This is a genomic window from Granulicella paludicola, assembly GCF_025685545.1.
GTDB lineage: Bacteria > Acidobacteriota > Terriglobia > Terriglobales > Acidobacteriaceae > Granulicella > Granulicella paludicola.
This window is the reverse complement of record NZ_JAGSYC010000026.1, coordinates 935,136-948,337: the sequence shown is the minus strand read 5'-3', so window position 1 is coordinate 948,337 and position 13,202 is coordinate 935,136. Positions and strand designations below refer to the sequence as shown.

Annotated in this window: 8 protein-coding genes; 1 reads left to right on the top strand and 7 read right to left on the bottom strand. The window is 59.5% G+C overall.

Annotated features, from left to right (window positions below):
* Positions 1 to 90: 90 nt before the first annotated feature.
* Together OHL14_RS19545 and OHL14_RS19540 are read right to left on the bottom strand one after the other, a co-directional pair.
* Entirely contained in the window at positions 91 to 3,243 is a 3,153-nt protein-coding gene (locus OHL14_RS19545) for a porin family protein (RefSeq protein ID WP_263381052.1), read from the bottom strand.
* Between the two features lie 198 nt (positions 3,244 to 3,441).
* Positions 3,442 to 6,846, bottom strand: coding sequence for a TonB-dependent receptor (locus OHL14_RS19540; RefSeq protein WP_263381051.1), 3,405 nt, complete (start codon positions 6,844 to 6,846; stop codon positions 3,442 to 3,444).
* Between the two features lie 409 nt (positions 6,847 to 7,255).
* Here OHL14_RS19540 and obgE point away from each other — a divergent pair, with 409 nt between their 5' ends.
* Positions 7,256 to 8,401 (top strand): GTPase ObgE, encoded by a 1,146-nt coding sequence (gene obgE / locus OHL14_RS19535; protein ID WP_263381050.1) that lies wholly within the window; start codon positions 7,256 to 7,258, stop codon positions 8,399 to 8,401.
* Between the two features lie 92 nt (positions 8,402 to 8,493).
* Here obgE and OHL14_RS19530 read toward each other — a convergent pair whose 3' ends face one another.
* The 5 genes from OHL14_RS19530 to OHL14_RS19510 form a co-directional block, all read right to left on the bottom strand.
* Entirely contained in the window at positions 8,494 to 9,000 is a 507-nt protein-coding gene (locus tag OHL14_RS19530) for a DUF4142 domain-containing protein (protein WP_263381049.1), read from the bottom strand.
* 337 nt (positions 9,001 to 9,337) lie between these two features.
* Positions 9,338 to 10,222, bottom strand: a complete 885-nt coding sequence (locus OHL14_RS19525) for a prephenate dehydrogenase (protein WP_263381048.1) — start codon at positions 10,220 to 10,222, stop codon at positions 9,338 to 9,340.
* Positions 10,219 to 11,580, bottom strand: coding sequence for a glutamate-5-semialdehyde dehydrogenase (locus OHL14_RS19520; RefSeq protein ID WP_263381047.1), 1,362 nt, complete (start codon positions 11,578 to 11,580; stop codon positions 10,219 to 10,221). Before OHL14_RS19520 ends, OHL14_RS19525 begins: the two co-directional genes overlap by 4 nt.
* Positions 11,577 to 12,407, bottom strand: a complete 831-nt coding sequence (gene proB / locus OHL14_RS19515) for a glutamate 5-kinase (RefSeq protein WP_263381046.1) — start codon at positions 12,405 to 12,407, stop codon at positions 11,577 to 11,579. Before proB ends, OHL14_RS19520 begins: the two co-directional genes overlap by 4 nt.
* Positions 12,408 to 12,431: 24 nt before the next feature.
* Positions 12,432 to 13,148: an endonuclease/exonuclease/phosphatase family protein gene (locus OHL14_RS19510; RefSeq protein WP_263381045.1), complete on the bottom strand. Its 717-nt coding sequence runs from the start codon at positions 13,146 to 13,148 to the stop codon at positions 12,432 to 12,434.
* Between the last annotated feature and the right edge of the window lie 54 nt (positions 13,149 to 13,202).

The window sequence follows — 13,202 nt, the reverse complement described above, 5'->3', positions numbered from 1 at the left end:
CCAGTTCTTCTGCTTTTGGAACGATTCTAAGCGGTAGGATGCAAACCGCATCTCATATGTAAGACGGCTCTGCGCAAAAACTTCGTGACACTAAAACTCCAGCCGCAAGCCAAACTCCACACGCCGCTCCCGGCTCATTCCCGTAGTCGATGACGTTCCAATTCCGAACGCCCGGGTCGTCAGACCTTCTGTCGCGATCGCTGCGGCATCCTGAAACACCAGTGGTGTCAGCCCACCTGTCGTCGCCGGCGTTCCCAGCAGAAACGCTCGCGTCTGCACCCCGCTTACATTTCGTTCATTCAACAGGTTGAACGTCTGCGCGAAGGCGCGGATTTTCAAACGGCCTCCGAGGGCAACTTCTCGCTCCACGCGCATGTCCACCTTTCCGCGCGGAGGAAGCCGCAGCGTATTCCTGCCTACAGTCGGTAGATAGGTCGCTCCACCTGCCCCGTTGATCGACTCATGTCCGCCTGCCAACCGCGTACCGCCAAAGATCGCATAACTGTACGGCGCGCCACTACCCGCCGTCGCAATCGACGCCACCCGCCATCCGCTCAGTAGTCTCCGCTCCCGCGCCGAGCCGCGCTGCCAGCGAGACACATACTGCAGCTCCCCCGCAAACCGCTGCGGAAATTGCAGGCTGGACAGGCCTTTGTCGTAACCAATCGCAAAGGGATCGAACTGGCTGCTCAGCCGCGGCGTCGCACCCTGCAGTGGCCCATCGTCGATCGCTCGTGAAAACGTGTAACTGCCCCGCAACGATAACCCGCGGACGTTTCGCCACTCCATCTCCAGCGTGCCCGCGTTCATGTACGCATTCGCGTTCGACTCAACCTCCGTCACCGCGCCATACTGCGCAATCCGCCGCTGAGTGTAGAGCGGCACCACGAACGTCTCGCCCGTGTGGAGCCCCGGATAGTGCTCGCCGGCCGCATCCCCTCCTTGCAGCACATACTCCACCAGCCCGGTTGATGGCGCAATGTTCACGTCCGTCGTCGCAGGCAACTGCACCCCGTACGAGAGCGCATACCCTACCCGCACGTGCAGTCCCCTCGCGACCTCGTCCGATACTGTAAACGACCCCCGCTGCACCATCGGCGCTCGGAAATTCTGTGCGAACAGCGTTGCCGAAGTCGTCTGCGCCACAGCTGCAGGAGGCATTGTCGTAAACGCACACGGGTATCCAAAGCCCTGCGACACAGTCGTCACCTGCGGGCACTGCGCAATCGTCGTTGGCGTGATGCGTATGTGCTCAGTCGTCGAAGCCATCGCCGTATCGGCCAGTGCAGCACGCAGGGTTCCTCCCGGCACGCGCCCGAAGAACAAACCGTACCCCGCTTCCACAGTCGCTCCATGCAGACGCTTCGGTGACCACGTCATCGCCATTCGCGGCCCCACGTTGTTCCTGTCCTCCGGAAACCGCGAGGTCGCTGCCGTGACGCCAGCCGCTGCAAGCGCCCCATCTAGCACCGGGTTCGGAGCCTGCGGCAGCGGCAGCAGCGTGTAGTCGTAGCGAACCCCCATCGTCACCATAAGGTCTCGCCTCACCCGTAGCTCGTCTTCCGCAAACCCCGCAAACTCATGCGTCACAAACTCTGTCTGCTGCGTGCCGAAGCCCTGCGTATACGTTCGAAAGCAGAAGTCATGCACCGCCGCATTGATGCTCGGACAGCCACCGTTCGGATACGCATGCACGTTGAAGGTGTAGTCAGTGATCCAGTCCACCAAACCTCCGTCGTGACCTCCCGTCGTGCCGCTGTCGTAGTCGAACGCCCCTTCCTGCGCATCGATGCTTGCGATGCGGTCATGCATGCGACTCCAGTCGCCGCCCAGCGTCAGCAGGTTGCGCCCCAGGGTCCATCGCAGCGTGTCCGCGAGTTCAACCCGCTGCTCATCGGGATATGCGATCCTCCCCAGCGTCGAAGGTGTTCCATACGCAAAGCCATCCGGCCCAATGGACACCTGCGGAGCCAGTCCACCGACGCTGATCGCCGGTTCCTGCGGCGCGGGTGCTCGCGCTGCCTCATACTCCAGGTCGTGCACAACCTGTCCGCGCACCTCGTTCTCCATGTGCGAGGTCAATCTCCGGATCCACTGCGCACTCAACGCCTCCACATTCACATAACTGTCCCCAAGGCTCCCTATGCCTCGCGCTACCACGGCATCCGAAGCCTGACCCAGCGCCGTTCCAGCCACAGCGTCCACGCGGTTCCCATGGAACGATACCGACACCTGATCCCGCGCGCTCACGTCCGCATCGGCACGCACGGTTCCCGTAAGCCGATATGCGCCGCGCAACGTGGTCCCCGTCAGGCTGCCGAGATAATCGAGAGCACCCACCGTCGCAGCACCACCTACTCCACGATTTCCCAGCAGCGCCCGCTGCTCCGCGGTCAGAGTGAAGAACTGCGGATCGCTCGGCGATGACACCACGCTATCGCGGTGCAACTGTAGATCGACCGCGCCAAAAATCACTGCATTTGTGCGCAGCCGCTGCGGCACCCAGCCCGCCTTCGCCGAGAAGAGAGGCAGTCCCGCCGTCACGCTCAACTGATTCATCCATCCGCGCGGCTTCACCAACTCGCTCGACTCCACGCCGTTGCTGTAGGTGCTCACCACCGAATACGGGTTCGTTGCCGCCAGCGCACTCGCCTCCATCAGCCACTGCACAGACCCACGCAGCTGAGGTGTCCCAGCCCGGGTGATCGCTGTCGTTCGCCCGCCCGCGCCGCCATACTGTGCAGAGAACATGTGCAGGCCATCACGCTGCGCTCCTCGACCGAAGCCCTGCAAACCACGCAGGTTGTAGATCGAATCCCCACGCGCGCCCTCGGCAGCGCCTCCGCGAGGCCCTGCCCGGAAGCTTTGTCGTACACTCAACCCGTCAAGCGTGGCTTCGTTCAGCGTCGTCGGCAGACCGCCATAGCTCAGCTCACTCGCCGCACTGCCGTCTCGAACGGTGCTTCTTTGTGCCTGCTGCTCTTCATCCGCATCACCGATGGTGCGACCCGCAAGTGCCGCGTCATTTGCCTGCGAATCCAGCGCCTGCAAAGACTCCACGGCGTCGTCCAACAAGGGTAGGCCCATGTCCACTTCAGAGCTCTGTTGCTCGGTCGAGATCACAGGCGCACTCTGTATTGCAGGCTTCTTCTGTCCGTTGGCTTTTACCGCGAACAGAAGCACAAAGAAGCAGCCCGTAAGCCGCACCCCGCCGACACCCCAACCCACACGTGCTCGCAGCAACACTCGTCTTCACTCCGCCCCGGAGAGATGAAAGGTAGGCCGGGGCTCCTCGTTCCAGCAGGAGTCAACATCCAACAACAGTTTGCGTGTCCTCGCAGCCTAACGAACTCCAGCCGCTTTGGGAAGACTTTTCGTTAGGCACAAACAGAAAGGGTGGCAGCCGAAGCCACCACCCTTCCAGCTATTTTTACGATTCGGTTAGAACTGCAGACGAGCCATGATCTGGAACTCACGCGGAATATAAAGGAATCCGCTGTCGTTCGCAGTGCTGTGCGATGCAAAGCCAACCGACGGCGCCGTCTTCGACTGATACGCAAGAACGCCCGTTGAGGAGAACTTGTACTCCGCCGCACTGAAGTCCGACGTGCTGAAGTTCTCATGGTTAGCCGCGTTATACATATCCGCACTCAACTCCAGATGCGCACGGTCCTTGATCGGGAACGACTTCTGAACGCGAACATCGTCCACAATCGCACGCGGTACCTGATTGGTATTCAGGCCGATCACCGGCAGGAACGCCACGTTCTGCGGAGCTCCGTTCCACGTCGAGTTCAAAGCAGTGGAAATTGGCTTTCCGCTGCTCAGAGTCGAAGTGTACGGAAGACCATTCTGCATCTGGAACGTGTCGTTGATGCTCCAGCCATTGGCTACATACTTCAGCCAGTTGCCATCGCGAACACCTGGGAATGTGTACAGCACATAGCCCACAAAGCGGTTGCCCACGTTGAACTGCGAGGTGCCGTAGTTCTGGCGGGGATTGCCGTACGGGTCCAGCCAGTTGTTCGTGTTGGTTGCAGCTGATGCGTTCTGGTTGTAGTCAAGAGCATGCGACCAGGTGTAGTTCGCATCGAACACGAACCCGTGGATGCCACGGTTGCTGATGTCGAAGCTCAGCGCGTTGTAGTTCGAGTTGATGTTGCTGATCACCTCGGTGATGTTGGTGAAGTTCGGATTCAGGTAGCCCGTGGGGTGCAGGCAGGTAGCACTTGCCGTGCAGGTCGCGAAGACCGGCACCTGGTAGGTTGTGCCCACCGGCAGCGGGCCGGAGCCAGCCGCAGCACTCGTCGGAGCACCCACTGTTACCGTCGCGGTCGTCTGCGCCGGTGCAAGGTTCGTGTCGAGGAAGTTCGGCAACGTGCGGCCGAGTGCTCCCAGGTAATCAATCTGCAATACGGTTCCCTTGCCCAGCGCCTGCTGCACGCTCAGCGTCATCTCCTGCACCGAAGGGTTCTGAAGGTTCGGAGCAAAGTAGTACGACGAAGGCGTAATGGTGCTGGCCGATGCAAACGCATTCGGGAAGCGCGGAGCGCCTGTCGCTGTCGGAGCGGTCTGCGCCGTCTGGAACTGGCCGTTCGGGCTGCCCGTGCCGAAGATCGTGCTCATGATCGTACCGTTCAGGACGCGGCCATAGTACAGACCGTAGCCGCCACGCAGCACCGTCTGGCCGCTGCCGAATACGTCATATGCAAATCCAATACGCGGACCGACGTTGTTCTTGTCGCTCGGGTGATTGTTCAGAGCTGCATACGGCGTGAAGAAGCTCACCGCCGTCGTCAGTGCACTCGAGACCATCGGAAGCTTTTCATAGTCGTAGCGCACGCCAAGCTCCAGCGTCAGGCGAGGGGATACCTTCCAGTTGTCCTGGACGAAGCCAGCGTAATCGAACGTTGCAGCCGAAAACTTCGTGGCTCCAAAGTCCTGGTAGGCATACGAGTAGCAACCCGTGGTGCCGCCCGTCGCGCTGCCGCCGACACCCGTACCTGCCGAGTTACAGCTCTGCGCGCCGGTCGCCTTCGTCAACAGATCGCTGACGTAGTTCGGCAGTGTCGTGTAGTTGTAGTAGCCGTAGTAGTAGGGCTGCTGGTTGGTCAGGTCGATGTTGTGCAGAATATCGCCGCCAAAGCGCAGGCTGTGATTGTGCAGGTTGTAGTACAGGATGTCCTCGACCTGCCACTTGCGTTCATCAGGGTACGCTGGACGATAGCCGTAGTATGGAGCGCCGAGATTGAAGCCGATCGACGTATCCAGACCGATGTAGGGGACGGTGCCTGCAGCGGACGTGAGGTTGTTCTTAGTGTAGGCGCTCTGCGGCTGCTGCGTCTCATCCAGCAACTCGCGGCTGTACTGGTACAGCACCTCGTTGCTGATGCTGCTCGTCAACGTGCTCTCGAGCTTAGTGAGGCCATAATCGAGCTTCACGAAATCGTTGCCGAACGAGTCAACGGCGTACGCCAGCGCGCTGGCCGTCTGCACACCGCCGGGCGAATCCCAACGAAGGCGATGGTATAGGAAGCTCACCCGCTCCTTGCTATTGATCTGGTAGTCCAGCTTCGGCGTGTTGATCTCCTGATCGCCGATACGGGGCACGTTGCCCAGGTCCGACGTCAGTCCACCTGTACCGCTGATAGCAGCGTTATATGCATTCACAGCCTGCGTGTAGGCAGCCGCAGAAGCCGCTGCTCCCAGTGTTGGGGCGTAGCCAAGGCGGTAAGCCAGGGCACACACCTGCGCGTCAAGTGTCGCGTGGTTCGTTGCGCCAGTAACCGTTACCGCACCGTTCGTCGCCGCCGCCGTACAGCTGGTCACCGTAGCATCCGGCTGTTCGAGGAAACCACCCACCGTGTTCGCATTGCCATAGCTGGCAGCCTTCGCGATCGCCGGAAAGATGTGCGTTGCCTGATCATAGGTGTACATCCAGAACAGCTTGTCCTTCAGAATCGCGCCGCCAATGGTGCCGCCGTAGATCTTGCGCAAATCCTTGGGCTTCAGCGGAGTGCCCGTCGGGCTGACCGATCCCGGAACATACGCACCGAAGCCGCGATCCAGGTCGTTGAAGAACAGTTCGCCATGCAGCGTGTTCGTGCCGCTCTTGGTGACCGAGTTGATGACGCCGCCGGCGGCGCGTCCATACTGCGCCGAGTACACACCGGTGTTGATCTCAAACTCCTGGACTGCGTTCTCTGAGGTCGAGTACGCTGCACGGGTACGGCCGCGCTCTTCCGAGAAGTACGCGTCGTTATCGTCCGCACCGTCGATCTCGACGTTGTTCATCAGCGTGCTCATACCGCGGATGCTCACCAGACCGAAGCCGCTCGAATCGGCAACGACGCCGGGCGTCGTCAGCGCGAGAGCCGACCAACGGCGGTTCGCTACGGGAATATTGTCGATTGCCTGGCGCGGAACGACGGACGAAACATCCGGGCTCTCGAAGTTCAGCGTTGCCGCATCGGCGGAGATGCTAACCGTCGTCTCCGTGCTACCCGCAGCCAGCTTAGGCATCAGCGTGGTCGCCTGGCCGACCTGCACCAGAACGGACTTATCCACTTCCTTACCGAAGCCCGCAGCTTCGATCGTGACCGTATAGGCACCGGGCTCCACCAGCGGGGCGGTAAAGTTGCCGCTCGCGTCTGCGGTGAGCTTCTTTTCGGCGTTGGTGCCATCGTTATGAATCGTGATCGAGGCGCTGGGAACAGCAGCGCCGGTCACGTCACTGACGGTACCTGAAATGGCACCCTGCGTCGTCGACTGGGCAAAAGCTGAGCCGGTCAGCAGTGCTGCTGCTGACAACAGAACCGCCTTTCGGAAGGTTTGAGTCCGCGTCATGTGTGTCTCCTGAAGTTTCCGTACTGGTTGCATGGCGTATCGTGTGGTGTCACTCGGGTCCGGTGCTTGACCTGCGGCCCGGAGCGGTCTCGGTGCCACGATCGCTGATCTGGCCTGCCTCGATCTACAGTCGTCCCAGCGTCCTTGCTGGGCTGTACGGCAGGCTCTTTGACTGGTTATGCACCCAGTCTATCAGCCGAAACCTCAAATTCATTGCTGTTTTCGTGAACTGGATGAGGCCACTTCGTGAATAGTCCTTGAATATCGCGCATCCCCATGATTCTTCACGCAGTCTGTACACTTAAAACAGTGTGCGCGAACTCTCGCGCCCAAAACTTTGAATGGGCTGGCGATTTCCTCGCTGCAGCCCTCTGTCGAGGCTCCTCATGCCTCGACCTTTGAGGCACTTATGTTTATCGATGAAGCACGAATCCGCATCAAGGCTGGCGACGGTGGCAATGGCGCCATGGCCTTCCGACGCGAAAAGTTTGTACCCCGCGGAGGTCCCTCCGGTGGGGATGGCGGTCATGGCGGCGACATCCTCATGCAGTCGTCGCTCTCCCACAACACCCTCGTTCACTTCCGCTTCAACCCGGAATGGAAGTCGCAGCGCGGCGGCCACGGCCTGGGTTCCAATATGTCCGGAGCTGCTGGTGAGCACCTCACGCTAAAAGTTCCTGTCGGCACGCTGCTCTATGACGACGACACAGGCGAATTGATTCACGACTTCGCTCGCCCCAATGACGAGATCGTTATCGCTCGCGGTGGCCGCGGTGGTCGCGGCAACCAGCACTTTGCTACATCGACGCATCAAGCGCCGCGCGAGCACGAACTCGGTCGCGCAGGCGAGGCCAAGAATTATCGCCTCGAACTGCGCCTGCTCGCCGACGTCGGTCTCGTCGGCTTCCCCAACATCGGCAAGTCGACTTTGATCTCCCGCCTCTCCGCCGCGAAGCCAAAGATCGCCAACTACGCCTTCACTACCCTCGAACCGAATCTCGGCGTAGTGCAGATCGGCGACGCCCCCTTCGAGCGCTCCTTTACCGTCGCGGACATGCCTGGACTCATCGAAGGTGCCCACCTCGGCGCGGGCCTGGGCATCCAGTTCCTCAAACACATCGAACGCACCAGCGTGCTTTGCCATCTCGTCGACGTCTCCGACACCGCGATCACCGCCGAGGAGAACCTCGCCCCAGGTGAAACCGCCGACCCCGTTGAGAACTACAAGGTCATCACCGAAGAGCTGAAGTCCTTCGACCCGGCTCTCGCCGCGAAGCCGACTATCCTCGTTGCCTCGAAGATCGACTCGGCCAATCCCGAAAAGCTCAAGAAGCTGACAGCCTTCGCCAAGCGCAAGAAGCTGCCGTTCTTTCAAATCTCTTCTGTCACCGGAGAAGGTCTCGAAAAGCTGAAGTTCGCTCTCGCTGATGCCGTAGAACTCCACCGCACCATTGATCCAGCTGCGGTCACCAAACCAGAGCCCGCGATCGAAAAAGCGCCCAAGCGCAAGGCCAATTACCCACCGCCAGCCCCCAGCGCCAAACGCCGAGGTTGAACACCACAGCAGCAAATCGAAACGCCGCAGCCATCGATGTCAATGCTGCGGCGTTTGCCATTCCGTCTCATCACTACTGTTTGATTTCCACCTTACATAGTGTTCAGCCAACCAAGATGCGCCTTCACCAGCACCGCCGTCTGATGGCAGAACTCCTTGTAAGGATCCGTGCCTTCCTTCGATTCCTGCAGAAACAAGCCTTCGTCCTTGTTATGGATCTGCTTCATGTCATCCAGATAGAACGAGTCGAACTTGTCCGCAGGCACGCTCTTCAACTTTGCCAGCCGCGCTGAAAACTCAGCATTCAACCCCGGCGCAATTGGCACACCTGTCTCAGCAGCCGCCTTCTTCAAGCCGGCACCAACGCCCATGTGATCATGCGTCTCCATCACACCAAAATCGCGAATAAATGGCGTCGTCCCGCGCATTGCCGCGACTTTTCCGGCTTCAACTTCATAGGCTCCGCCCTGCGAAACCTTGCCGACAAACGCCTTGTCCGCGTCCGAAGCCGAACCCGCAGCCATCACCCCACCCGTTGTTACCGTGAGCGCAGTCCCCACTCCGACTACAGCCACTACCGCCAGCAAAATCTTCTTCATCGCACTCTCCCGTCGCCCGTAGCTATCAGACGCAGTCATTAGGATGCGCAAATCCGAGATCGAAGTCGCATGCCAGCGCGATCCACCTGCCACGCGAACAGAGAAGCCCGATTTTCGAGCCACCGCAAAGCGATGTCCTCAAATCGGGCCTTCTACTTCCACCTGAATCCAGAATCTAGTGCATTGGATGAAACAGCGCGACCGTAAAGATAAACGTGGCGCCGATCGCGATCAGGATCAACGGGAAAAAACGGTCAATTGTCTTGGGCTTCTCATGCGAACTCATCTATCTTCCTCCTGATGCACATCTAAATCCTAACCGACACAGCCGCCGCACTCAAGCTATCGAGCTCTCGCTCGCCTGCTTGCTGCTGCGAAAGCGATTCGCCGTCGCAAACTCTTCGCGAAGTTCCGGCGTCCGCAGATTCTCGCGCAGATGTGCCAGTCGCTGCTCCAGCGCCAGCAGCGTCTCCGTAATCGGCTTCGTGTTCGTCATCGCGATATCGCGCCACATGCTATACGGGCTTGAGCCCAGCCGCGTCGTCTCTCGCAAGCCGCGACCGCCGATCGCCTGCACCGCAGCCATGCCCTCGGCGTCGTGCGAGAACGCATCCTGCAGCAGCGCAGCCAGCGCCGTCGACAGCATTTGTGGCAGGTGCGAAACCCACGCGCAGACCTCATCATGCTGCACCGGATCGAGATCGCGCGCAACGGCACCAAAGCCTGTTACAAGGTCACGCCACTCCAGTTCCAGCGCACTCTCTTCCCCGAACGGAGTGAACAGCCACGTCGCCCCATTGAACAGTGACGGCTCGGCCAGAGCAGCACCGCCTGATTCCTTGCCTGCCATCGGATGTCCCGGCAGAAACGCAGCCTTACCGCTTCCACTGAACAGCGTCTCCGCCAGCAGGGTAATTTCGCCCTTCGTGCTGCCTACGTCCGTGATCAACTGCCCGTCGCCTGTTACCGATGCCAGTGCGTCCATCCAGTCCAGGATGGGCAGCACCGGCGTCGCCAGCACATAAACGTCCGCTTTCGTCGCCAGCACCGCAGCGCGGCTCTCCAAGGCCTTATCGATAGCCCCGCCCCGAAGCGCTTCGTTCAGCTCAGCAGCGCTCGCGTCCCATCCCAGCACCTCACCGCTAAACTGACCAGCCTTCAGGGCAAGCCCAATCGACGCACCGATCAGCCCGGTTCCGACGATGACGATGCGTTGGATCACTTGCTCTCACCCGAGACACGACGATGTGTAAACGCCCGCCCCTGCGCGCCACGATAATCGCCAGCCACGTGTCCATGCCCGCGGACCACATATTTGTACGTCGTCAGCCCTTCAAGTCCAACCGGACCCCGTGCATGAAACTTGCTCGTTGAAACCCCGACCTCTGCTCCAAAACCATAGCGGAAACCGTCTGCAAATCGTGTGGAAGCGTTGTGCATCACGCCCGCGGCATCCACCTCGCTCAGGAAGCGTTCTGCAGCCTCTTCGTTCTCCGTGATGATGCTCTCCGTGTGCAGCGAACCATGCCGATGAATATGTTCCATCGCCGCATCGAGTGACTGCACCACACCCACCGAGATCCCGAGATCGCCATATTCTGTATGCCAGTCGCTCACCGCATTCACATCGCGCACCAGCGCTGCGCACACCGCTCGATCTCCGTGCATCGTCACATGCCGCTCATTCAAACGACTCTCCAGCTTCGGTAGAAATTCATGCGCAATCGATCGGTGCACCAGCACCGTCTCCACCGCATTGCACGCCGCAGGATAATCCGTCTTCGCATCATCGATGACGCGGAGCGCTAGCTCCTGGTCGGCTGCGCTATCCACGTAGATGTGGCAGATCCCCTCGGCATGACCCAGCACCGGAATCCGCGTGTTCGCCTGCACAAACTCCACCAATTGCTTCGATCCGCGTGGAATCACCATATCCACCAGCGACTGCATCGCCAGCAGCTCACCGACCCGCTCTCGGCCCATCAGCAGTGTGATCGCATCCTCGGCGATTCCCTGCGCGACCAGCGCCGCCCGTAAGACCTTCACGAGCGCGGTCGCCGTCTTCTCCACCTCCCGCCCTGGCTTCAGAATCACCGCATTGCCCGACTTTAATGCCAGCGCCGCAATCTGCGTCACCGCGTCGGGCCTCGCTTCAAAGATCACCGCCAGCACACCCAGCGGCACACTGATCTTTTGCATTCGCAGACCGTGCTTGGGAACAACGACGCCGTTCGCGTCCTTATCATCGAGCTCAACCAACTCCAGCGTTCGCCCCAGCGGATCAGCCAGAGTAGCCACGGATCGAATCTGCTCGATCATCTCGCGCAGCTTGCCTTCGGTGAGCTTCAAGCGCGACAACGTCGCCGCCGACAAAGCCTCATCTCCACTTAGCGTGATAGCAAGCTTCAAATCTTCTTCATTGGCCGCGTATAGCTCCGCGCTCGCTGCCTCAATCGCAACGGCCATGGTCTCCAGCGCAGCATTCCGCTTCGCCTCCGCCATCGGAGCCAACGTTCGCGACGCGGCCTTCGCCGCATGGGCAATCTCCAGCGTCGAGAACTCCGCCGAGACCACACTCATCGCAGCGACTCCGCCATAGCCGCGCTCTGCACCGAGACCGGCGCAAACCGTGTCCCTACAGCCTCACCCGCCACAATCCGCTCCAGCACCTGCGGCGTGCGGCCATTCGCGATAATCACCGGCTTGCCCGCACGCACCACAATCCGCGCACTCTCGAGCTTGGAGATCATGCCGCCACGCCCACGGCCATTGCCACCATGCGCCAGGCCGAGAATCTTCTCGTCGATCTCCGCGACACCCTGCAGCATCGTTGCTCCTGGCTCGCTCGGATTGCGGTCGTACAATCCATCCACATCGGACAGCAGCACCAACAGGTCCGCGCCGATGTGCTTGGCCAGCAGCGCCGACAGCTTATCGTTGTCGCCAAAGATCCGCTCGCGCTGCGGTAGATTGGCGGCGCGATCCAGCTCTTCCGTCGAGACCGTGTCGTTTTCGTTCACAATCGGAATCACACCCAGAGTCAGCAGCGCATCCAGAGTCGCACGCAGGTTTGCATGACGTGCCGGATCACGGAAGTCATCCTCGGTCAGCAGCACCTGAGCAATCGGGCAGCCCAGCCGGTCGAACGCATCGTCATACAACGACATCAGTCGTGACTGCCCGATCGCCGCACACGCCTGCACCTGCGCAACCACGGTCGGTCGCTTCGTCAGCGCCAACCGTTCCATGCCTAGTCCAACAGCGCCTGAAGACACCATCAGGACTTCGATGCCCTGCATCCGCAGCGCAGCCACCTGCTCCACCAGACCGCACAGCAGGCCCAGAGCCACCTTGCCATCCTGACGCATGATGACGTTTGTTCCGAGTTTTACGACAATCCGACGCACGATACTAAACCCCGTTCTCTTCTTCTAATAGGCTCTATTGAGCTGAGGGAACTCTAGAGTTACACAAACTCCCATATGGTCGCTTAGCTTCGGTTTCCGAAGCTTTTTCTGCGTGTTCCATTTTCTTGGATCAGCGTCGTACCTCGCGTTTTCCAGAAAAGAACCTGAGATCGCGATGTGATCGATGTTGCTTTCAACATCGCGGGTCAAGTTGAGAATTCCTAGCTCTTCAAAACATCTGTCAATTTCTTCTCTACCCGTCTTAGGAAATTTCTCCCCATTCCAGCAAACATTGAAGTCACCAATAACGGCGATATTGCCCTGCTCACTGCTGATTTTCTTCCAGTCCTGTATCTGCTCGCTTAGATTCCGCAGAAAATCGTCTTTCGCGCGTCCAATTGGGCCAAGAATTCCAATAACCGTGCCATAGACACTCAGATCTCCATTTGGAGTTTGCACCTTTGCGCAAGTAGTTATTGACGGATGCTGCGTCTGGATACGACTGAGAGGATACCTGCTCCAAATAGTAGTTTGGTTCTCTCCATGCGTGTACTTGTAAAGTCCGGGAACAGGTAACAGGTCCGAAAATAGTGGAGTATATTTCTCGCCCGGATCAATCACAAAGTTTGTTTCGGTCAAAATCAAGATATCCGCATCCACGTCTTTCAACTCTTGCAAAAGTTGCAGGTTCTTTGGAGATGAAGTTGTCGGTCGATCCAAATTCCACGTGGCAATCTTCATATCTATAGCCTCCAACCGAGAACCTATGCGGTAATATCGCAGCGGCTAAAACCG